We start from the raw sequence: 19,893 nt of genomic DNA, 5'->3' as shown, positions 1-19,893 counted from the left end.
GCTGTGCTGCGGCTCCCTCTCCGCGCACGCAGCATTGCTCAACTCGTCCGAAAGGCGACTCAGCCGATGAACACCACCTCTTGGCGCAAACTGTTCGCAGCCCTGTTTGCCTCCGTGTTGCTGGCGGCGGCCTGCGCACCCGACGCTCACGACGCGGTCCCCGCTCCCGGCGAGGCCAACGACGAAATGTCCGAAGTCCACGAGGAGGCTCCCGAGGCTCCCGCTGAGCCCGAAGAAGCCGACGAGCCCTCCCCGGCAGAGGAACCTGGGCCCGCCGACGAACCCGATCCCGCAGACGAGCTGGAGCCCATCGGCGATCCGGTCGATCTGGGTGAGTTCAACGACTACGAACCCGCCGATCCGGATGTGGCGCTGCTGCCGGTCGACTCGAACGTTCTGATCGGCGAGCTCTCGAACGGCCTCACCTACTACCTGCGGTCGAACGACTCGCCCGGCGAGGCCGTCGTCATGCACCTGGTCGTCAACGCAGGCGGTGTGCAGGATCCCGATGGGGCTGAGGGTGCCGCGCACTTCTTGGAGCACATGATGTTCAACGGGACGGAGCGGTTCTCCAAGAACGAGATCGATCAGGTGCTGCGCGACTTCGGTACCGCCTTCGGCGCCGACCTGAACGCTTTCACCAGTCCAGACGAGACCGTCTACATCCTGGACTTCCAGCTTGACGATCCCGAGGCGCTCGACCTTGCGTTCACGGTGCTGTCGGAGTGGGCGTCGGCTGCCACGATTCTCCCCGAAGATGTCGAGGAAGAACGCGGCATCATCCTCGATGAGTACCGGCTGCGAGACGAGTCGGCATCGGGCCGGATCTCGAACTTCCTTGATGCGATCTACTACAAGGGCACCGTCTATGAGGGCATGCTGATCGGGGGCAGCGAGGAGTCCATCTCGTCGGTCACCGCCGCACAGCTCCGTGACTTCTACGAAATCTGGTACCGGCCCGACAACATGGCCGTGGTCGTAGTGGGCGACCTGCCGGTCACGCAAATGGAGCAGCTGGTTGTCGAGCACTTCGGAGACTGGGCCGCACGTACCGATGCTGCGCCGGCTCAGCCGGACCGAAACGCGTTCACCGTGGAATTCGTGACCGAGCCGGTTACCGGCGTCGTCACCCACCCTGACCATGGAACCATCTATGTATCGCTGGATTGGCAGCTGCCGGCATGGCCTGCTGGCACCGTCGGCGGCGAGCGGCTGCGGCTCATGGAAACCCTCATCACACGGATGCTCGACATCCGCTTGGACGCCGCGCACCGAGCGGGTTTGATGTCCCAAGCGACCGAGCCGCACATCGGTACCTTCGCAGCGGCCCGGGGACTGCGCCTGGTCGGCACCAACTACCAGGGCTCGGATCTGGTGCAGGCGACCACCGACTATCTCGCGGTCGTGCACGGGGCGGCTCACTTCGGCTTTAGGCCCGATGAGCTTGACCAGGCCGTCAGCGCCATCCGCACGTCGCTCGAGTTCCAGCTTGAGAGCGAGGAGACCCGCCAGGACAACGAGTACGCGTTCGGCTACGTCGACCACTTCCTCTCGGGAGCCGACATCTCGTCAACCGCGGACCGGGTCAACCGCCTGGGGGCTCTCCTGGGCACCTACTCAGTCACCGAGCTGACTGCGCATCTGCGCTGGGTGCTGGACAAGGCGCCGCCGCTCGTCGTGTCGATCGGACCCGATCCATCCCAGGTGCCGACCGCGGAAGAGCTCTACGCAGCGGTCGAAGCCGTGGTGCCACTGGCGCCGCCGGAGGCTGAAGAGGCGGTTGACGTCCTGATGCAGGAGCCCGAACCGGTCGCTCCCGCACGCGAAAGCGCGCTGGACCTGTTCGAAGACGCGTACGAGTGGGAGTTCCCCAACGGCGCCCGGGTCGTGTTCGCGCCATCGGACATCGCTGCGGGCGAGGTGAACGTCGTCGCGGAGGGCTTGGGCGGCTGGTCGACATTGTCCGAGGGCGACTCCGCGCTGGCCCGGCATGCGGTCGGAGCTGTTGCCTCCAGCGGCGTGGGGGATGCCTCCGCGACACAGCTGGACGAGTACCTCGCCACCACGACAGCCCGGGTCAGTCCGTTCATCGCCGAGTTCTCCGAGGGATTCTCCGGCGCGACGGGTTCTGATGACCTCGAGGCCCTGTTCACGCTGGTGCACCTGTACATCACCGCGCCCCGCATCACCGACGTGGCGGTCAACGAGCAGGTCCAGGCCATGGCGACGCGGCTCGCGAATGCCGAGACCTTCCCGCGGTGGATCTCGCAGTTGGCGCTGCTTAATGCGCTCTATCAGGGCAGCCCGTGGTACCAGTTCATTGCCACGCAAGACCAGATCGACGCCACGACGACCTCGTCGCTGCTCGGCTTGTACGAAGCGCGGCTGAGCGACGTGGACGACCTGGTGGTGGCAGTCGTGGGCGACATCGACCGTGCCACCGTGGCCGACTTGGCGGCGCGCTACATCGGCACATTGCCGTCCGGTGCCTCTGACACGTTCGTGAACCATCGTCCGGGCTTCCCCTCCGGCGTTAAGCGCATCACGATCGCGGTCGACGCCGATGCCGGCGCGGCGGGCTTCGACGTCATGTTCGGCGCTGCGGCACTGATCACCACCGAGAGCTTGGTCATTGCCGACGTGACGGCTGCGGTCATCAACGACCTGCTCACCGTGCGGGTGCGCGAGGAACTCGGCGATGCCTACGCCGTCGGAGCATCAGTGTCGCCCAACGACGCAGTGGGAACCTGGGAGGCACGCATCTACTCCACCGGTGCGTCGGAGGGCCTCGAGGCCGGTCACGCTGAAGTCATCGAGATCCTCAGCGAGTTGATCGCCGACGGTCCGACAGAGCGCGATCTCGCCCAGGCACTCGCAGTCGTCCGCGACAACTACGTGCTGGAATCCAACTCGCTGATCATCAACCCCCTCCTGCGACGTCACCATCTCGACGACGCAGACGTGGGCACGCCGGCTCAGCGACGGCAGGCGCTCAACGAGGTGACGGCGGACGACGTGCAGCAGTACGCCGCTCTGCTGTTCAACCTCGACAACCGCATCGAGGTGTTCCGCACCTCCGAGTGAGCCGGGCGACCAGCCTCGCCTAGAACTCCTCGTCGCGGTAACGCACCGCCACGAGGGTCAGCCCGTGGGGCGGGGCGATCGGCGCGGCCGCGTCCCGGCGGCGCGCAGCCAGTACGGCGGATACATCGTCGGCCGAGCGATCGCCGCGGCCAACCGCAACGCACTGTCCCACAATGGCTCGCACCATCTGGTGGCAGAAGGCATTCGCCACGATCTCGAATAGCAACTGCGCGCCCTCAGCTGACCAGTGCGCCTGCGTCACGGTCCGCACCAGCGACGCGTCGGGACGATTCTTCGGCCGGCGGCAGAACGACGTGAAGTCGTGCTCGCCGACGAGGTGGCGGGCCGCAGCGTTCATGCGGTCCACGTCGAGGCGCTGGGGTACATGCCATTCGAGGTCGGCGGAGCGCGGGTCGAGGTGCGCTTCGTTGCGGATGCGGTACTCGTAGGCCCGAGCGATGGCCGAGTGACGCGCGTCAAAGCTGTCTGTGGCCAACGCTGCACCCGTTACGGCAATGTCGGGATTCAGCAGGCGATTCAGCGAAGCCGCGAGGCGATCCAGACGATCACCAGGCTGGCTATCGCCGATGCGGCGCAGCCCCTCGCTCCCGATCTTGAACGACACCACCTGACCTGTCGCGTGAACTCCGGCGTCGGTGCGACCTGCCGCGGTCACCGGGGGCGCCTCGCCGAGGATCCGCTCAAGCGCTGCGTTGAGATCGCCTGCAACCGTGCGCACGCCTGCATTGGCGGCGAAGCCACGAAAGCCGGTGCCGCGGTAGGAGAGATCCAGCCGCACCGTGCGGTCCTCGGACTCATGTTCGTTCACCGTTGGCACGGTAACTTCGCATTCAGCTTCGCGGGACCAGCTCGCAGGGGCCATCTGTGAGGGGGACGGGGCAGATGCTCGATATCAGGATTGCGGGCGGCACGATCATCGACGGCACCGGGGCGCCACGGCGCCACGGCGACATCGGCATTCGGGACGGCCGCATCGTGGCCATCGGCGACGAGGCGGTGCGCGCCGCGGGCACTGCTGAGCGAACCATCGACTCCGACGGCATGGTCATCGCACCCGGCTTCGTCGACATCCACACGCACTTCGATGCACAGGTGTTCTGGGACACGACGCTGTCCCCGTCGCCACTGCACGGCGTCACTACGGTGATCGGCGGCAACTGCGGCTTCACGATCGCCCCGCTGGAGCCCGACCACGGCGACTACCTGATGCGGATGCTCGCCCGGGTGGAGGGCATGCCGCTCGCGTCTCTGCAGGAAGGCGTCCCGTGGGACTGGCGCAGCTTCGGCGAGTACCTCGACTCCATCGACGGCACGCTCATGCCGAACGCCGGGTTCCTGGTGGGCCACTGCGCGCTGCGCCGGGTGGTGATGGGCGAGCGCTCCGTAGGGCACGAGGCCACGCCTGAAGAACTCGATGCCATGAAGAAGATGCTGGCCGACAGCATCGCCGCTGGCGGGCTGGGCTTCAGCTCGTCGTGGGCCAAGACCCATAACGATGCTTCGGGCGAGGCAGTGCCGTCGCGTCACGCCTCGACCACCGAGCTCATCGAGTTGTGCTCGGTGCTGCGCTCGAGCCCTGCAGTCGCGCTCGAGTTCATCCCGACGATCGAACGCTTCGACACCGACGTGTACCAGTTGCTCACCGACATGTCGGTGGCTGCGGACCGGCCGCTCAACTGGAACGTGATCTTCGCCAACGGCCGGCATCGAGACGCCATCGCCCAGAAGCTCGAAGCCAGCAACTTCGCGGCCCGCCAAGGGGGGCGGGTACTGGCACTCACGGCGCCGATGCCCGCCGTCAGCCGACTGTGCTTCGAAAGCGGCTTCCTGCTCGACACGTTGCACGGCTGGGCCGAGCCGATGGCGCTGCCGCCTGACGAGAAGACGCGGCTGCTGTCTGACCCGGTGCGCCGGGCCGAGCTGAACGACCTCGCCCAGCAACCGAGCACGTTCCGGGGCGTGGCTCGCTGGGAGCGCCTGACGGTCGGTGAAGTCACCAAGCTCGAGCTGGCGCACTTAGAGGGCCGCACGATCGGCGAGATTGCCGACGAGCAGGGCATCACGCCATGGGATGCGCTCTGCGATCTGGTCGTGGCCGACGATCTCAAGACCGGCCTCTACCCGCGAGCCGCGGGGGATGACGACGACAGCTGGGCGCTGCGCCAGGAGCTGTGGAACGACGACCGCTGCGTGATCGGGGCATCCGATGCGGGCGCCCACCTCGACTTCCTGGCGACGTTCAACTACTCGACGTACTTGCTGGCTGCTGCACGCGACCGCGAGATGCTGGAGCTTGAGGATGCCATCCACAAGCTGACCGACATCCCGGCTCGGCTGTACGGCCTTGAAGGTCGGGGACAGTTGGCCGAAGGCTGGCACGCCGATGTGGTGGTCTTCGATCCCGACGCGGTCGCGCCGCGCCCGATCGAGGTGCGCGAGGACCTGCCCGGCGGAGCGTGGCGGCTCTACGGCGAGGCCGACGGCATCGACACCGTGCTGGTGAACGGCGAGGTTGCAGTCAGCGGCGGCGAGTTCACCGATGCCCGTCCCGGAACGTTGCTGCGGGCCGGCCGCGACACTGTGCCGGTGAGGGCATCTGGACCAGTGACGGCAACTGGCTGAGCGCCGGTAGCCTCCTGAGGTCTCATCAGCGACCCCAAGCGGAGTTCCAGCGTGCGCACCTACGCCCCCAAAGCATCTGAGATCGAGCGCGCTTGGTTCGTTGTCGATGCCGAAGGCATGGTGCTCGGCCGCATGGCCACCGAGGTGGCCAGAATCCTGCGCGGCAAGCACAAGCCGACCTTCGCCCCCTACATCGACTGCGGCGATCACGTCGTGGTGGTGAACGCCGAAAAGGTCGTGCTGACCGGCGACAAGGCGACGCAGAAGCTCGTGCACCGCCATTCGGGATACCCCGGCGGTCTGCGCAGCGAAAAGTACGGCGACCTGCTGGCCCGCCGGCCCGCCGACGCCGTCCGGCGCTCCATCAGGGGCATGCTGCCCCACAACCGTCTCGGCCGGGCCCAGCTGCGCAAGCTGAAGGTGTACGCCGGACCAGACCATCCCCATGCCGCCCAGCAGCCCCAACCGCTGCAATTGCCTGGCGCCTCGACGCGCTGAGGCCCCAAACCAAACACGGAGAGTTCGTGCCCGTACCGCTGACGCAGACCACCGGCCGCCGCAAGCGCGCCGTCGCGCGGGTGAGGTTTCAACCCGGCGGCGGCAACATTCGCGTGAACGGCCGCCCGTTCGACGAGTACTTCACGTCCTCGGTACACCGCATGAACATCACTGAGCCGCTGCGGCTCACCGAGACCACCGAGAATTACGACGTCGACGCCACTGTCGACGGCGGCGGTGTAGCCGGCCAGGCGGGTGCGCTGCGGCTGGGTATTGCCCGCTCGTTGCTGGTGATGGATCCCGAGATGCGGCCGACGCTCAAGTCCGCCGGGATGCTCCACCGCGACGACCGCAAGAAGGAATCCAAGAAATACGGCCTCAAGAAGGCCCGCAAGGCGCCCCAATATTCCAAGCGATAGCACTCCAAGCGCTGAGCCTGGCGTGATACCCACCTTCGGAACTGACGGCGTTCGAGGGCTGGCGTTCGAAGAACTTGACGAGGTGGTCGCGCACGCCATCGGGCGTGCGGCCAACCAGGCGCTCGGAGCCGGTGCAGCGCCCGCCCGCTGGGTCGTAGGCCGCGATACGCGCGCATCGGGTCCCGCACTGGCGGGTGCGCTCATAGCGGGCTTCCGTGCAATGGGTGCCGAGGTCGTCGATCTCGGCGTCGTGCCCACGCCGGTCGTGGCCTTTGGCGCCGGGTTCGAGGGCTCAGCGGGAGCAATGGTCTCCGCGTCGCACAATCCATGGACTGACAACGGCGTGAAGCTGTTCGCGCCGGGCGGCACAAAGCTCGACGATGACGCTCAGTCAGCCGTGACGCACCACCTCGACCGCGTGGGACTCACCCACGGCGACCGCCCATCAGCTTCCGATGTTGCACGGCGGAGCAGTCTCGCCAGCGCAGCGGTCGGAGCTGCTCCGACCGGCGAGACGGCCCGAGTGCTTGCTGCGTACGAGATGTCGCTGAGCGAGGCCATCGATGGGCGCACGCTCGACGGCCTCCGCCTCGTCGTGGACGGCGCAAACGGGGCCAGCGCCTCGCTCGCGCCTGCGGTCCTGCGAAGGTTGGGGGCACAAGTCACGGCGCTGTTCTGTGAGCCCAGCGGTCGCAACATCAACGACGGCTGCGGCTCGGTGAATCCGGCTGCGCTCCAAGCGGCGGTGACCGAGCAGCGAGCGGACCTCGGCTTGGCATTCGATGGCGACGGTGACCGGCTGATCGCCGTGGGCAGCGATGGACGCCTCATTGACGGCGATCGCCAGATGGTGCTGTTCGCGTTGGATATGGCCGAGCGCGGCCTGCTTGAGGGCAACACGCTCGTCGTCACCGTGATGTCCAACCTGGGGCTGCGCCGGGCCATGGCCTCCGCTGGCATCGAGGTGATTGAGACCGCAGTGGGGGACCGTGCTGTGCTTGAAGCGCTGGACACCGGCGGCTACAGCCTTGGGGGCGAGCAGTCAGGCCACGTGGTCTTTCGTCACGAGGCCACGACCGGTGACGGGCTGCGCAGCGCAGTCCATCTGGCCGACCTCGTCATACGCCGCGGTATGACCGGCTCACCGGTCCGCACGAGCAGTGATCTTGGGGGCGCGGCGATGCAGAGCGCTCCGCAGGTGCTGCGCAATGTGCCAGCCAGCGCAGGGTCATTGTCCGACGAGACCCGCCGCTCGGTCGACGAGATTGCTGCGCAAGCGGGACCCGATGTGCGGGTGCTGGTGCGCCCGAGCGGCACCGAGCCGGCTATTCGTGTCATGGTCGAAGCGCCGACCGAGAGCGAGGCAGCCGAGATTGCGGACCGCCTCGTCCAGCTCGTGCGAGCGACCAGCTTCTAAGAACGCCGTAGATGCGGCGTCCCGCCGCGCTTGATCAGGTGTAAACGTTCAGGAACGCCTCGTTGAGCCGGCGGTCGACGTAGAACACGCCCTTGCCAAGCTGCTCGGCATCCCAGGTCCGCTGGGGGTTGTCCGGGAAGTAGATGTAACCGCCCGAGAACACCTCGTTGCGGTTGCCCGACGGATCCCAGAAGTAGATCGTCTGGCCGCGGGTGATGCCGTGGCGGGTCGGGCCGATGTCCACGGGAATGTCGTACCGGCTCATGACGTCGCCAGCGTGGGCGACGTCGTTCCAGCTCTCCAAGTAGAACGAAACGTGGTGGAAGATCCCCGGGTCGTCGTGGTGGACGAATGCCACGTCGTGGGCTTTGCTGGCGCACGTGAGGAACGGCGCGATGTAGGAGCCGTCCGGTGCGACCACCACTTCGGCCAGCTCGAAGCCGAGTACCTCGATGAACAGGTCGACGGTCTCGGCGATGTTCGGCCCATATAGCAGGCAGTGGTCCATGCGGGTGGCCCGCATGCCCCGGGGCTCGGAGTCCCACACGTCAGGGTTGTGCGTCGGCGGCGTCCGCTCCGCGATCGCCATCTCGCAATAGAGGTGGATGGTGTGCCCCGCCGGGATCGTGAAGCTGACGACGCGACCCAGTGCGGGCTGCGAGCCCGGCTCGAGGTGGTCAACTGCCACGCCGTGGTTGTAGAGCTTGTCGGTGAGCTCGGTCAGGTCGTCGTCGTTGCGCACTTTGAAGCCCATGAAGTCCAGTCCGGGCTTATCGGCGGGCCGCAGGATGACGCTGTGATGGTCGAACTCGTCGTATGCCTTGAGGTAGACACGGCCGTCGTCACCGGTGCCGACGACGGACAAGCCGATCCGGTCTCGGTAGTGAACGATGCTGGCATCCATGTCAGTGACGCGAACCTGCACATACCCAGCTCGCATGACGCCGGTAATGGCCATGGCGAAACCCCCCTGTGAGTTGCTGCCACCTATCTAATCACGCAACCCAAACCCCCGCCGCCGTTCTGAGTACGCTCAGCCCGTTGCGTTTCATCGCTCAGTCACTTTGCAGTCTGGGCAACATCGGGGGCCAATCAATGCAGACCGCACGGCTGCGAGCGTTGACCCCTGAGTAGTCGGGGTCTAGGCTCAATTTGTCTCTCGGTACTGTTCTGAGAGGAAGCCGCAAGCCCCGGAGGGCCAGTCCGAGGCTCCCCTTGGAGCGTCTAGGACGGGAGCCGGGGCTTACGCATGTCGCCGGGGATGTTCAGCCCAGGTACTCGACTTCCACCAAGGTGCCTCTGCGTCTCAAGTCGGCGAAGTACGGCAGTGATCCCGTACTGAGTTGTTCTCGCACGACACCGGCGAGGGCGTCGGCATACCACAGCAACGGCTCCGCCTTGGAGTGCCACTCATACTCGAACCGGCGGACGTCCTGGTCGCGGAAGCACTCGAGAATGGCGCTTCGATCGCGACGGTCTCATCGACCGCAGCGATCAAACCCGTTGTCGTCCTCTGGTCGTCACGAGTCATGGCGAGTCTGGGGTGGACACGCGTCCCTACGCAACAACCAGCCGTTCATCCGAGAGGGGCGGCCATCAAGATTGGCCGCGAATGCTCAGTGCATGAGAATGTCTCTATGACTGCCAGTTCGAATCCACCTGAACGTGTCCTGCATGCCGAGCGGCGAGCAGCGAACGCGGGGTTTGGAAACTCGTGCGAGCAGTCGGTGGGACAACTGCTCGCCTGCTTGGCAGCAGCTGTTCCACCCGGTGGTCGCGTATTGGAAATTGGCACCGGGCTGGGGGTAGGTCTCGCTTGGATCGTGACTGGGCTTGAAGGTCGCAACGATGTCGAGGTCATCTCCGTCGAATGCGATCCCTTGCGTAGTGACAATCGGCTCGTCATTGCCGAGATCGAGGCATCTTCTGGGATGATTCTCGGAATCCGCAGGTCATCAAGCACCTAGTGCTGCAAATGGGCAGACACCGCGACTCGACCGGAGGGTGTTCGGGTGCTCGGTACCCTCGCTGGTGTGTGCGGGATTGTGGCTGTCATCGGGCGTCGCGACGACCGGGATGCGCTCGAAGCGTCAGCTGTTGTACCGCTGCTGCATGACGCAGCGGCCCTGCTGGCAGTCGTCGCAGATGTTGGCCCCTCGACCGCTGACGCTGGCCGTCGCGACCTCGCCGAGCAGCTTGAAGCTGCCGCAGCCTTGCTGCGAGAGGCCGACGAGGCACTGCGATCGCTGCCGGGAGTCCGTCTGCTGATCGATGATGCCAAGTGTGTGCTCGACATCGAAGCCGTTCTGGCGACCGTGGATGCGTACATCGCCGCAATCGACCGGGCTGTCGATGCGGGAGCTGTACTGGCTGACGCTCAGGACGAGCAGGCGAGCGAGCTTGACGGCGCGGGCGCTCGCATTGAACGCCTCAACGCCGCCTTGGGCGAACTGAAGGACCACGCCTTCGCGTTACGACGCGATCGCCTGCGGATGGCCCGGGAGCTTGTCGGGCTGTGGGGTGGCACGCCCCCGCCGACCGCCATCGGGGGACTCTGGTCGATCCAGGTCGCGCTGTCTGCGCTCGACCGGCTCGAGGTTCGAGGGCGGGACTCGGCTGGCTTGCAGGTGTTCGTGCGGGGTGCTCGCCTCGACGCGGATGCTGAAGGCGCCACTGCAAGCTCCCACAGCGTGCGACTGGCGGATCCGCTCTTCGGTGCCGGCACGGTGCGGAACACTCCCGATGGCCTCGCATTCGTCTACAAGACCGCTTCGGAAATCGGTGAACTGGGCGACAACACCGCAGCTCTGCTATCGCAGATCCGCCAGGACAGCCTGCTGCGCTGGGCCCTGTGCGTTGACGGCGCCGAGGTGGTGGTGGTGAGCCACACCCGCTGGGCCAGCATCGGCATCGTCTCGGTCCCCAATACCCACCCGCTCGATGCCTGGACCGGATCGGGCGATAGCAGTCACGTGGCCGCTGTGCTTAACGGTGATGTCGACAACTACGCCGACCTGATCGCGCAGCGTCGCCTGTCGATTGCGCCCGAGATAACCACCGACGCCAAGGTCATTCCCGCGATGTTGCGCCAAGCGTTCGCAGCAGGAGTCGACTCCGCGGGGTCGGCGCAGCTTCGGCAAGCCTTCGCTGATGCCGTCAGCAGCTTCGAGGGTTCGGTGGCGATTGCGGCGCACACCTCGCAGGTGCCCGATGTTGTGGCGCTGGCGTTGCGGGGAAGCGGCCAGGCGCTCTATGTCGGCGAGGCGGGGCAGTCGTACGTGATTGCCAGCGAGCCGTACGGCCTGGTCGAGGAATGCCGCCAGTACGTCCGCCTTGACGGCGAGACGCCGTCCGATCCGGCGAACCCCGTCGGCAGCCGGGGCCAGATCATGCTGGTCGGCACACCGCCTCCCCCAACGGCTGGCGAGCCCACAGCGGCTGAGTTCACTGCCCTGCAACGTTTCTCTTACGACGGCACTGAGTTGCCCGTCGAACCCCACGACATCGTCGCTGCTGAGGTGACCACCCGCGACATCAACCGGGGCGACAACCCGCACTTCCTGCTGAAGGAGATCCGCGAGGCGCCCAGGTCGCTCCGGGCCACATTGCGTGGCCGCATTGAGACAGCCACATTGCGTGGCCGCATTGAGACAGCTGACGCGTTGCTGCACTCCCGTCTCGGTCCCGACGTGATGCCGGCTGACGTGCGAGACCGTCTGCGTGACGGCTCCATCCGCCGGGTCGTCGCCATCGGCCAAGGAACTGCGGCCGCGGCCGCGGCGTCGCTGCCGCACTTCTGTGAGACGTTGCTCGAACCGTCGCACACCCAACAAAACCTCGAAACCGTGGCATCGCTCGCCTCCGAGCTCAGCGGTTTCGGCCTGCGCTCGGACCTGTCGGACACGCTCGTCGTGGCAGTCAGCCAATCGGGCACCACCACCGATACGAATCGCACCGTCGACTTGGCGCGTTCGCGGGGAGCAACGGTCATCGCCATCGTGAACCGGCGCGGCAGCGACCTGACCGATCGATCCGACGGCGTGCTCTACACGTCGGACGGGCGCGACGTCGAGATGTCGGTGGCGTCCACCAAGGCGTTCTACGCACAGGTTGCGGCCTGCGCGCTGCTCGCCGGCGCCATTGCCGCCGAGGTTCGCCCCGACGACGCCCAAACGGCGCGGGCCATCAGCGAACTGCTCGATGCACTGGGCGAGCTTCCGGCGGCGCTCGAGGTGGTGTTGGCGTCACACGATGAGATCGCCCGGATCGCTCGTCGCCACGTGGGTACCCACCGCCACTGGGCAGTGGTGGGCAACGGCGCCAACCGGATCGCATCGCGTGAGATCCGTATCAAGCTCTCCGAGGTCTGCTACCACGCCGTTGCCGAGGACAGCACCGAGGACAAGAAACACATCGACCTCTCGTGCGAACCGCTCATCTGGGTGTGCGCTACGGGGCTCAGCGGCTCGGTCGCCGCCGACGCTGCCAAGGAGGTGGCGATCTACCGGGCGCACCGGGCCACACCGATCGTCATTGCATCCGCTGGAACCGGCCGCTTCGATGCGGCGGCAGAACTGCTGGAAGTTCCCGCGGTGCACCCCGCAGTGGACTTCGTTCTCGCGACGGCTGCAGGCCACCTGTACGGCTACGAGGCGGCACTGACCATCGACGCCCTCGCCGATCCGCTGCACGAGATGCGCGCAGCCACCGAGTCACTGCTCGCGACCCAGGGCCCCGACGACGATCTGCTCGACGTGCTGGCGGAGCGACTGCGTCCGGCGGCCAATCGCTTCCGCGACGGTGTGCGCGCCGGAAACTACGACGGCCACCTGCGGGCCGGCACTGCCGCTCGCCTCGGTGCGGTGCTGCGCTACGCAGCAGGGGTGGCGCCGCTCGAGATGTACCAACTTGACATGGGCAAGGTAGGCAGACCCTCGGTCGTCATCGACGACCTCACCGATGCCCTGAACATCGCCATCGACGAGCTCACCCGGCCGATTGACACCATCAAGCACCAGGCCAAGACCGTCACGGTGGGCATCTCGCGAGCCGATGAGACACTGCTCGACTCGATGCTGGTGGCGGCGGCGCTTGAGGCTGGGGGCCCGCGGGATCGGCTGTCGTACGCGACCCTGCGCACCCTGGCTGCACTGGACCTCGCCGTGGCGGAGGTCACCGGTTGGTCGCGCTACCGCATCGAAGGCGACGTGGCGTCGGCCAGCAGTCCCGAGGTCACGATCTGGCTGACCGACCGCGGCGGCACCGCGCTGGGCATCGAGTCGCGCACGGTGGCCAATCCGCAGCTGCGCGGCAGCAAGCACCGTGCCGCCTACGAGCGGGAAGTCACCGTGGCCCGCGGCAGCGATGGCCGCACGGTGCTCCACATTCCTGAGACCAAGGACGGCACGGCAACCGGGCTGACGCTGCTGCACTGCCGCTTCGTTCCGCGACTGCGGGCGCCAGCGATGCGGGCAGTGCTGATGAGCTACCGGGGCCGTTACGGTGCGCTTGCCGACGCGGTCACCGAAACTCTGCCGTGGTTCCGTGACGACCTGCTCGGAACGCTCGACGTCTTCGATCTGCTGACCCGCCCGGTGTATGTGCTCGCAGAGCACTGGCTGGGCCAGCCGGCAACGTCCGCCGGAGGCGGAGCATCAGACACGTCCGCCGGAGGCGGAGCATCAGACACGTCCGCCGGAGGCGGAGCATCAGACACGTCCGCCGGAGGCGGACCGGGTGACTAGGACCGTGATCGGGTGAGCACCACAATCGGGCTCGACATGGTGGACGTCCAGCGCTTCGCCGATGTGCTCGAGCGGCGCAGCGGCATGCGCACCCGTCTGTTCACCGAAGCGGAGCTCTCCTACGCCATGGGAACGGTGGATCCCGACACCCGCCTCGCCGCTCGGTTTGCTGCGAAGGAGGCAGTCATGAAAGTGCTGGGCATCGGCTTGGGCGCTTGCCGCTTCCGCGACATCGAAGTGGCACGCCACCCCGGCGGCCGCCCCGAACTGGTGCTGCGGGGACTTGCGGCCGAGCGGGCGGCAGCCGCAGGACTGTCTGACTGGCAGGTCACGCTCACCCACACCGACTCGGTGGCAGCGGCCATGGTGCTGGCGCAATGAGCGAGCGCCGGTGTGCGGGCGGCTGCGAGCCGGCGGGCAGCTGACGCCATGATCCCGATCGTGACACCGGCCGAGATGGCCAAGATCGACGCGGCCGCGCCCGAGGGCACCGACGTGCTCGTTTCCCGCGCCGGCGCGGCTGTTGCCATCGAGGCCCGCCGGATGATGGGTGGCACGTACGGGCGCCGGGTCCTTGTGGCCGTCGGCAAGGGCAACAACGGGGCAGACGGTCGGGTGGCGGCAACGGCGCTGGAGCGATGGGGTGTTCGCTGTCGCACCGTAATGCCGACCGAGGCACTCGAACTTGTCGCAGCGGCCAATGCTGCCCCAGGAGCCTCGGCGCCGTGGGACCTCGTGATCGATGCGGCGTACGGAACGGGCTTGCGCGGATCGTGGGGCGCGGATCGTCCGCCGCCTGTGCCCGTGCTGGCAGTCGACATCCCGTCAGGCATCGACGCGCTGACCGGCGAGGACTATGGCTGCTGGCCGGCGACGTCGACCATCACGTTCGGGGCGTTCAAGCCAGGCTTGCTGCTGCATCCCGGCGCTGCAGCCGCCGGCGAGGTGCAGCTGGCACCCATCGGCCTCGACACCAGCGGGGCAACGTCGTGGCTCGTCACTGACGCCGATGCCGACATGGCGCTGCGGGGCCCGGGGCCGACAGCGCACAAGTGGCGCCGAGCCGTGCGGGTCATCGCGGGTTCGCCGCAGATGCGCGGCGCCGGCCATCTCGTGTGCGCAGCCGCCCAGCAGACGGGAGCGGGCATGGTCGTCATCAGCTCGCCGGGCCTGCGCGCGGCCGACGTGGCTCGGCCTGCCGAGGCGGTCGCTCGCGACCTTCGACCTGGCAACTGGGCAGAAACCTCACTTGAGGGCATCGAACGCTTCGACGCAGCTGTCATCGGTCCTGGCATCGGCACCGACCCCACGGCATCGGCCCAGATGGCTCGCTTCATCTCCGAGTGCCCGGTGCCGTTGGTTGTCGATGCCGACGCCCTTTCGGCTGTTGGGGACCATCCCGAGTGCCTGTGTGCGCGAACTGCGCCCACCGTCCTCACGCCGCACGAGGGGGAATTCGCCCGGCTCGCTGGCGGCCCACCCGCGGCTGACCGATTCGATGCGGTGCGTCAAGCCGCTGGCGCGCTTGGCGTCATCGTGCTGCTGAAGGGGCCGACAACACTCGTGTCTGTGCCCCCGAGCGAATCTGGATCGTCGACTGTGCTGGCTGTCACGTCGGGCACCGAGCGTCTGGCGACCGCTGGCTCGGGCGACGTGCTCTCCGGCGTGATCGCCGCAGTGCTGGCGGGCGAGGCTCCGGGCCGCGATCTCGACGACATTGCAGCAAGCGTTGCCGCAGCGGCGCACTGGCACGGCCGAACAGCCAGCATCGCGACTGTGGGGGGAGTCACCGGCTCGATGCCACTGCTTGCGAGCGCGCAGGTTGACCTGCTCGTAGCCGCCAGAGCCGAGTTGACCGACGCGTCGGCGGATCGCAAGCGTCCATGACCATCGACGCAATGGCCGACGCCGCCGACTTGCACCTGCCTCCAAGCGACGCATCACAGATGCGTCCCACCTGGTGTGACATCGACCTCGGCGCGCTCGACCGCAACCTGGCCACGATCCGTCGACATGTCGGCAGCTCGGAGGTGGTGCCCGTCGTCAAGGCCAACGCCTATGGCCACGGCATCGCGCCAGTCGGGCTTGCGTTGCAGGGGGCCGGCGTGTCCTGCGTGGCCGTCGCGTACGTCGAGGAAGCGCTGGCGCTGCGCGCCGCAGGCGTCACCATCGACATTCATGTCCTCGGCGGCGCCGTCAAGCGGCAGATCCCGCTGTTCGTTACCCATGACCTGATCCTCACGGCACCGTCGGTGGAGAAGCTGCGCCAGATCGACGAAGCAGCTGCTGCCGCGGGCTGTACCGCCCGGGCGCATCTCAAGATCGACACCGGCATGGAGCGCATCGGCATCCACCACTACAACGCCGACCGTCTGATCGAGGCCTCACTGCGCTGTGACTCGGTGCGCATCGAAGGCGTGTTCAGCCACTTCGCCAACGCCGATGCCGCCGAGCTCTCGGACGCCCGCACACAGCTGGATCGCTTCAGCGAAGCGGTGAGCTTCTACGAGCGGCGCTCGCTGCCGACCCCGGTGCGCCACATGGCCGCCTCCGCAGCGATAGCTCGCCTGCCCGAAGCACATCTCGACCGCGTGCGCCCCGGCATCGCGCTGTACGGGGTCTCCCCGAAGCCCGAGATTGCGGCCGCCTTGCCGACCGAACCCGTGATGACATGGCACAGCGAGGTCGTCTACTTCAAGGTCGTGCCAGCCGGAGCGTCTGTCGGCTACGGCAGCACCTGGACCGCGCCCCAACAGACCCGGGTGATCACCCTGCCGGTGGGATATGCCGACGGCTATGCCCGCTCGCTCGGATCTGGATCGACGGGAGAGGGGGCAAGCGTGCTCATCGACGGCGTCCCGCACCCCGTCGTCGGCCATGTCTGCATGGACCAGACGATGGTGAACATCGGCGATTCCAGGGCCTACAACGGCGACCGCGTCACCCTCGTGGGCACCCACGGCGACGAGCGCATCACCATCGCCGATCTTGCTCGATGGTCTGAACGCAGCCCCTACGAAGTGCTTACGGGGATCTCATTGCGCGTCCCCCGCGTTTACCGCCGCACAGATGCCCCCCAATGCGGTCCCGTCACTGGCGAGGCGCGCTAGACAAGCTCCGTTATGCAGTTCCGGACGACGAGTGCCGAAGCGACACGGGAGATCGCCGCAGCGCTTGAGCCGCTGCTGCGCCCCGGCGACGTGGTGCTGCTCTCAGGCGACCTCGGGGCCGGCAAGACCGTCTTCACTCAGGGGCTGGCGGCAGCCCTGGGAGTCACCGAGCAGGTCACCAGCCCCACCTTCACCTTGGCGCAGAGCTTCCAGGGACGGATGCGGCTGCATCACCTCGACGTCTACCGGCTTGACAATCTCGGTGAGGTGCTCGACCTGGACCTGCCCGAGCTGCTCGACGACGACGCTGTGGTGTGCGTGGAATGGGGCGAGGTCGTCATTCCTGAGCTGCCGCGAGATTTCCTGCGGGTACGGATCAGTCTCGCGAGTCCTAGAGAGCACCCGGACATCCGCATGTTCGACGTCGATACCGTCGGTCCCAGTTGGCAGGCACGCGCCAGCGCGCTCGCCGAGGCGTGGCACGTGCACAGCCCCTCGGGAGTCGAGAGGTGTTAGTGCTCGGCATCGAGACTGCGACGCCCCAGGTCGGCGTGGCCATCGGCGGGCACGAGGGCATCATCGCCTCGTTCCACACCACCCGCGACCGGCGTCACGCAGAGACGCTCGTCCCGGCGATCCAGTTCCTGTGCGAACAGGCACAGATGAAGCTGTCCCAGCTGGGCCTCGTGGCGGTGGACATCGGCCCGGGCCTGTTCACCGGCCTGCGGGTGGGGCTGGCCACAGCGAAGGCCATAGCGCACGCCTGCCGAATCCCGATGATCGGCGTTTCAAGTCTCGACCTCACCGCGTTCCCGGCACGGTTCAGCGATCGGCTGATCGTCTCGACGGTGGACGCCCGCCGGGGTGAGATCTTCTACGCCACCTACCGGCGCGCACCCGGCGGCATCCAGCTCCTGAGTGCTCCGGCAGTCGACCAGCCCGCCGATGTTGCAGGACAACTGATGGCACTCGGCCAGGAGACCCTGATCGTCGGCGATGGGGCCGAGCGCTACGCGGACGAGCTCGGTGCGGTGAGAGGCGCCGAGATCGGCCGGGAAGGCCTGCGCCATCCGAATGCCGGCGCACTAGTGGAGCTGGCGCACGCCCGGGCGCTGCGCGAGGAGTTCGTCAGCCCGTCGGAGATCGTGCCGCTGTACCTGCGTGCCCCTGACGCCCGTATCAACTGGCAGCAGCGGGAGCGTTCGTGAGCATCCGTTCCGCGCCGAACGCTCCAGCCCGAGCCGCTGGAGGAGCGGCCGCCGCCCGACGAGTGCTCATCTGCCCGATGACCCGCAAGCACCTGCGTGACATCAGGCGCATCGACCAGTTGGTGTACCCGCGACCCTGGTCGATGTCGCTCTATCTAGATGAGCTGCGCCACGAGGGTGACCGGGTGTACCGCGTGGCCGCCACGGTCGGACCGGGTGGTCGCTCTACCGGAGTCGTCGGCTACGGCGGCTTCATGATCGTCGCCGGCGAGGGTCACATCACCTCGGTGGCCGTCCATCCCGAGTGCCAGGGCAGCGGCGTGGGTGCGCGGCTGCTGCTGGAACTGCATCAACAAGCCCGCCGCATCAACGGGCTGGAAGCGTTGACGCTGGAGGTGCGGGCGTCGAACGCTGCGGCGCAACGGCTGTACCGCCGGTTCGGCTATGCGCCCGTCGGAACGCGCTCGGACTACTACCGGGACGGACCCGACGGCAGGCGTGAGGATGCCTTGGTGATGTGGTGCCACGACATCGACAGCGCAGAGCACGGCCATCGCCTTGACGCCATCGCGGCCAGTCTGGGTGTCACGACGTCAGGGGCACAGCCGCAATGACGACCATCTTGGGCATCGAGACGTCCTGCGACGAGACGGCTGCGGCAGTCGTCGACGATGGCCGCGAAGTGCGTTCGAGCATCGTCAGCAGCCAGGTGGACCTGCACGCCCGCTACGGCGGCGTCGTGCCCGAGATCGCCGGGCGCGCCCACGAAGCGCTCATCACCCCGGTGGTGGCCGAAGCGCTGGTGGAAGCCGGCGCGGCCGACAGCGACATCGACGCCGTGGCGGCCACCTGCGGCCCCGGCCTCATCGGCAGCCTGCTCGTGGGTGTAGCTGCCGCCAAAGCGCTGGCGCTCGTGTGGGATGTCCCCTACATCGGCATCAATCACCACGAGGCGCACCTGTACGCAGCATTGCTCGACGAACACGACGCCGAGGTCCAGTTCCCGCTCGTCACCCTGCTGGTCTCGGGCGGGCACACGATGCTGGTCACGTTCGAAGGCCACGGGCGCTATCGCCTGCTGGGCGCCACCCGCGACGACGCAGCTGGGGAAGCCTTCGACAAAATCGCCCGCTACCTCGGGCTGGGTTACCCGGGCGGTCCTGCCATCGACCGTTTGGCAACCGACGGAGACCCCACTGCGGTTCCGCTGACGAGAGCCATGCTGGACGACGGCTACGAGTTTTCGTTCTCGGGCATCAAGACCGCGGTTATCAACTGGGTGCGAGTGCACCCGGAGGTTGACACCGCCGACGTTGCGGCATCGTTCCAAGCCTGCGTGGTCGATGTGCTGACCCACAAGGCTCGCCGGGCAGCTCGCGATGTCGGCGCCGCGGGCATCTGCCTGGCCGGCGGCGTGGCGGCCAACAGCGCTCTGCGCGAACGCACGCTCGACATCTGCATGGAAGACGGCCTCAACGCCTACCTGCCCAGCCGTGCGATGTGCACTGACAACGCAGCGATGATCGCCGCGACCGCCTGGTATCGACTGGCCAGCGACGGCCCGTCAGCCCTCGACAGCGGCGCCGATCCAAACCTGCGGATCGACTTCCAAGTCTGAACCACGGCGCCGCCGTCAGACCCGTCGAAATCGGGTGTCTGGGAGGTTGTGGCCCGTTCCCTGGGCTCGTATCGTTAGCACTCGCCCGGTGAGAGTGCTAAGTGCTGCCGGGCAGTCCAATTGGACCCGTCATGAGCCACAGGAGGCACATC

At 67.2% G+C, this 19,893-nt stretch carries 16 protein-coding genes; 13 read left to right on the top strand and 3 right to left on the bottom strand.

Annotation, left to right across the window (positions count from 1 at the left end):
* Positions 1 to 66: 66 nt before the first annotated feature.
* The gene (locus tag ACOQPH_RS14190; protein ID WP_420622017.1) at positions 67 to 3,084 is read left to right on the top strand and encodes a M16 family metallopeptidase; all 3,018 of its coding nucleotides are present in this window, start codon (positions 67 to 69) and stop codon (positions 3,082 to 3,084) included.
* 19 nt (positions 3,085 to 3,103) lie between these two features.
* Here the strand turns inward: ACOQPH_RS14190 and truA are convergent, their stop codons facing one another.
* A complete protein-coding gene (gene truA / locus ACOQPH_RS14185) occupies positions 3,104 to 3,913 on the bottom strand; it encodes a tRNA pseudouridine(38-40) synthase TruA (RefSeq protein ID WP_420622016.1) in 810 nt (269 codons plus the stop codon).
* 74 nt (positions 3,914 to 3,987) lie between these two features.
* Here truA and ACOQPH_RS14180 point away from each other — a divergent pair, with 74 nt between their 5' ends.
* The 4 genes from ACOQPH_RS14180 to ACOQPH_RS14165 are packed head-to-tail and all read left to right on the top strand — an operon-like array spanning position 3,988 to position 8,061.
* Complete coding sequence (locus ACOQPH_RS14180) at positions 3,988 to 5,727, top strand: N-acyl-D-amino-acid deacylase family protein (RefSeq protein ID WP_420622015.1); 1,740 nt, start codon at positions 3,988 to 3,990, stop codon at positions 5,725 to 5,727.
* 51 nt (positions 5,728 to 5,778) lie between these two features.
* Positions 5,779 to 6,225 (top strand): 50S ribosomal protein L13, encoded by a 447-nt coding sequence (rplM, locus tag ACOQPH_RS14175; RefSeq protein ID WP_420622014.1) that lies wholly within the window; start codon positions 5,779 to 5,781, stop codon positions 6,223 to 6,225.
* A gap of 26 nt (positions 6,226 to 6,251) precedes the next feature.
* Entirely contained in the window at positions 6,252 to 6,644 is a 393-nt protein-coding gene (gene rpsI / locus ACOQPH_RS14170; protein WP_420622013.1) for a 30S ribosomal protein S9, read from the top strand.
* 22 nt (positions 6,645 to 6,666) lie between these two features.
* On the top strand, positions 6,667 to 8,061 hold the full coding sequence (locus ACOQPH_RS14165) for a phosphoglucosamine mutase (protein ID WP_420622012.1): 1,395 nt from the start codon (positions 6,667 to 6,669) through the stop codon (positions 8,059 to 8,061).
* 34 nt (positions 8,062 to 8,095) lie between these two features.
* Here the strand turns inward: ACOQPH_RS14165 and ACOQPH_RS14160 are convergent, their stop codons facing one another.
* Both ACOQPH_RS14160 and ACOQPH_RS14155 read right to left on the bottom strand, forming a co-directional pair.
* Positions 8,096 to 9,019 (bottom strand): catechol 2,3-dioxygenase, encoded by a 924-nt coding sequence (locus ACOQPH_RS14160; protein ID WP_420622011.1) that lies wholly within the window; start codon positions 9,017 to 9,019, stop codon positions 8,096 to 8,098.
* 307 nt (positions 9,020 to 9,326) lie between these two features.
* A complete protein-coding gene (locus ACOQPH_RS14155; RefSeq protein WP_420622010.1) occupies positions 9,327 to 9,449 on the bottom strand; it encodes a hypothetical protein in 123 nt (40 codons plus the stop codon).
* Positions 9,450 to 10,073: 624 nt separating this feature from the next.
* Between ACOQPH_RS14155 and ACOQPH_RS14150 the strand changes: the two genes are divergently transcribed.
* The 8 genes from ACOQPH_RS14150 to tsaD are packed head-to-tail and all read left to right on the top strand — an operon-like array spanning position 10,074 to position 19,741.
* Positions 10,074 to 13,805 (top strand): SIS domain-containing protein, encoded by a 3,732-nt coding sequence (locus ACOQPH_RS14150; RefSeq protein ID WP_420622009.1) that lies wholly within the window; start codon positions 10,074 to 10,076, stop codon positions 13,803 to 13,805.
* Between the two features lie 36 nt (positions 13,806 to 13,841).
* Positions 13,842 to 14,186, top strand: coding sequence for a holo-ACP synthase (locus ACOQPH_RS14145; protein WP_420624356.1), 345 nt, complete (start codon positions 13,842 to 13,844; stop codon positions 14,184 to 14,186).
* Positions 14,187 to 14,246: 60 nt separating this feature from the next.
* Positions 14,247 to 15,692 (top strand): NAD(P)H-hydrate dehydratase, encoded by a 1,446-nt coding sequence (locus ACOQPH_RS14140; RefSeq protein ID WP_420622008.1) that lies wholly within the window; start codon positions 14,247 to 14,249, stop codon positions 15,690 to 15,692.
* Complete coding sequence (alr, locus tag ACOQPH_RS14135; RefSeq protein WP_420622007.1) at positions 15,689 to 16,915, top strand: alanine racemase; 1,227 nt, start codon at positions 15,689 to 15,691, stop codon at positions 16,913 to 16,915. Before ACOQPH_RS14140 ends, alr begins: the two co-directional genes overlap by 4 nt.
* 12 nt (positions 16,916 to 16,927) lie before the next feature.
* Positions 16,928 to 17,431 carry a tRNA (adenosine(37)-N6)-threonylcarbamoyltransferase complex ATPase subunit type 1 TsaE gene (gene tsaE, locus ACOQPH_RS14130; protein WP_420622006.1) on the top strand — a complete coding sequence of 168 codons (504 nt, stop codon included), beginning with the start codon at positions 16,928 to 16,930 and terminating at the stop codon, positions 17,429 to 17,431.
* Positions 17,431 to 18,123 (top strand): tRNA (adenosine(37)-N6)-threonylcarbamoyltransferase complex dimerization subunit type 1 TsaB, encoded by a 693-nt coding sequence (gene tsaB, locus ACOQPH_RS14125; RefSeq protein ID WP_420622005.1) that lies wholly within the window; start codon positions 17,431 to 17,433, stop codon positions 18,121 to 18,123. The genes tsaE and tsaB overlap by 1 nt, the downstream gene beginning before the upstream one ends.
* A complete protein-coding gene (rimI, locus tag ACOQPH_RS14120) occupies positions 18,120 to 18,737 on the top strand; it encodes a ribosomal protein S18-alanine N-acetyltransferase (protein WP_420622004.1) in 618 nt (205 codons plus the stop codon). Before tsaB ends, rimI begins: the two co-directional genes overlap by 4 nt.
* The gene (tsaD, locus tag ACOQPH_RS14115; protein WP_420622003.1) at positions 18,734 to 19,741 is read left to right on the top strand and encodes a tRNA (adenosine(37)-N6)-threonylcarbamoyltransferase complex transferase subunit TsaD; all 1,008 of its coding nucleotides are present in this window, start codon (positions 18,734 to 18,736) and stop codon (positions 19,739 to 19,741) included. The genes rimI and tsaD overlap by 4 nt, the downstream gene beginning before the upstream one ends.
* Positions 19,742 to 19,893: the final 152 nt, after the last annotated feature.

The organism is Candidatus Poriferisodalis sp., assembly GCF_965221945.1.
GTDB lineage: Bacteria > Actinomycetota > Acidimicrobiia > Acidimicrobiales > Poriferisodalaceae > Poriferisodalis.
This window is presented reverse-complemented; position numbering and strand designations above follow the sequence as displayed.